Origin of the sequence: Micromonospora sp. NPDC048999 (genome assembly GCF_040649295.1) — a bacterium.
GTDB lineage: Bacteria > Actinomycetota > Actinomycetes > Mycobacteriales > Micromonosporaceae > Micromonospora.
Genome location: NZ_JBEZFI010000108.1, coordinates 1 through 1,360 on the forward strand (window position 1 = coordinate 1; position 1,360 = coordinate 1,360).

Below are 1,360 nucleotides of genomic sequence, written 5' to 3' on the forward strand. Positions count from 1 at the left end.
CGACGGGATGGCAGCGGGGCGGGCTTGGGACTCAGCCGCGCGGGACGAGGGACTGTGGTGCCTTACAGCGGCAGCGGTTCGCTGATCTGTAAGCCTCGTTGACGGCGTGTACATTGCGTGATGTGGTGAGGGGGTGCGATGAGCGAGGATGTTCTCCGACGTCTGCGCGGATTGGAGCTTGCAGATGTGGGACAGGCTTTAGACGATTCTGACCGGACGGAGAGGCTCTTGGGAGAGCTGCCGAGTGTTTACGCAGCAGCTCTCCGTATCGCAAATGGATTCACAGTTCACAGCGGCATGAACCGCGTGTTCGGGATTCGTGAGGACCGGCACATGGATCTTCGAACTTGGAACCAGGAGGACGGATGGCGATTCGCCTGGGGTGGAAAGGCAGATCCCTCTTTCCTCATGTTCGGCGAGACTGCCTTCGGAGATCAGTACGCGCTGCGCTGGACCGGAAGTTCCTACGAAGATCTTGTCTACCTCCTCGATGTGAATCTTTTGAGCGTGCGGCCCATCTTCGACTCGTTTGCGCATTTCTTGGATCAGGAGATTGTGCAGAATGCATTAAGCCCCTCTCATCCGACGGCGTTGGCCTGTGTTGGCAAATTCGGCCACGTCCCTCCTGAAGAGAATGTTGTCCTCACGCCTTCCCTTTTGTTGGGTGGGTACGAGGATGTTTCGAACATGGTGAAGATCGAGAGCTACACCGCGATGATTTATGGAGGCGACATCTATACTGCGGTGGTGTCGGCGCCGGACGACGCTGCTGTTGTGGGAGTAGAGCCCTGGGTCGATGACATCGGCCGGCGAAGATTGCGTGTCGTATTCGCGGAGTAAGGCTGGGGCACTCCAGGGCTTTCGGATGTGCGCCAGCGGTGGCCGACCAGGGTCATTGCGTGTTCGGGTAACTGCTGGTCACGGCCTGGATGAGGTCGTCTGGTCGGCCGCTGTACCAACTGTTCCCCTACGGGAAACATGACCCGATGTCGTCAAAAGACAAGGCGGTCAACGACGACAAGGCAGCCGCGTAGCAGTCTTTGCGCCAAATCCAAAGTTCAGCAAATTCGTGCGCCGAGACGTTGAGGCAATGGGCGTACCCGTGTTTAGCACGATGGAGGATTTGGTGGCATGGGTCGCGAGGAAATAGGGTGGAAAAATGGATGCGAGATGGGACCTTTGTTCCATGACAACAACTGAAGAGTTCCGCGATATTTGGGATGCACCGCTGGAAAGGTACGTGCTGATCAGATTGGGTAATTCTGGAGAGCAGATGATTATCTTTGACCCAGAATCGCGGATGGCCCAAATCATCGAAGATGACGAGCTTGCCCTCAAGGTCATCGACAAGATGATCGAA

At 56.5% G+C, this 1,360-nt stretch carries 1 protein-coding gene; it reads left to right on the forward strand.

Features of this window, described 5'->3' with window-relative positions; translation table 11 throughout:
• Positions 1-138: 138 nt before the first annotated feature.
• Positions 139-840: an SMI1/KNR4 family protein gene (locus tag AB0C02_RS33585; RefSeq protein WP_357553242.1), complete on the forward strand. Its 702-nt coding sequence runs from the start codon at positions 139-141 to the stop codon at positions 838-840.
• Positions 841-1,360: the final 520 nt, after the last annotated feature.

Excerpts from the sequence above, each read along its gene's own strand:
- AB0C02_RS33585 (WP_357553242.1), top strand. The coding sequence starts at position 139 with ATGAGCGAGGATGTTCTCCGACGTCTGCGCGGATTGGAGCTTGCAGAT.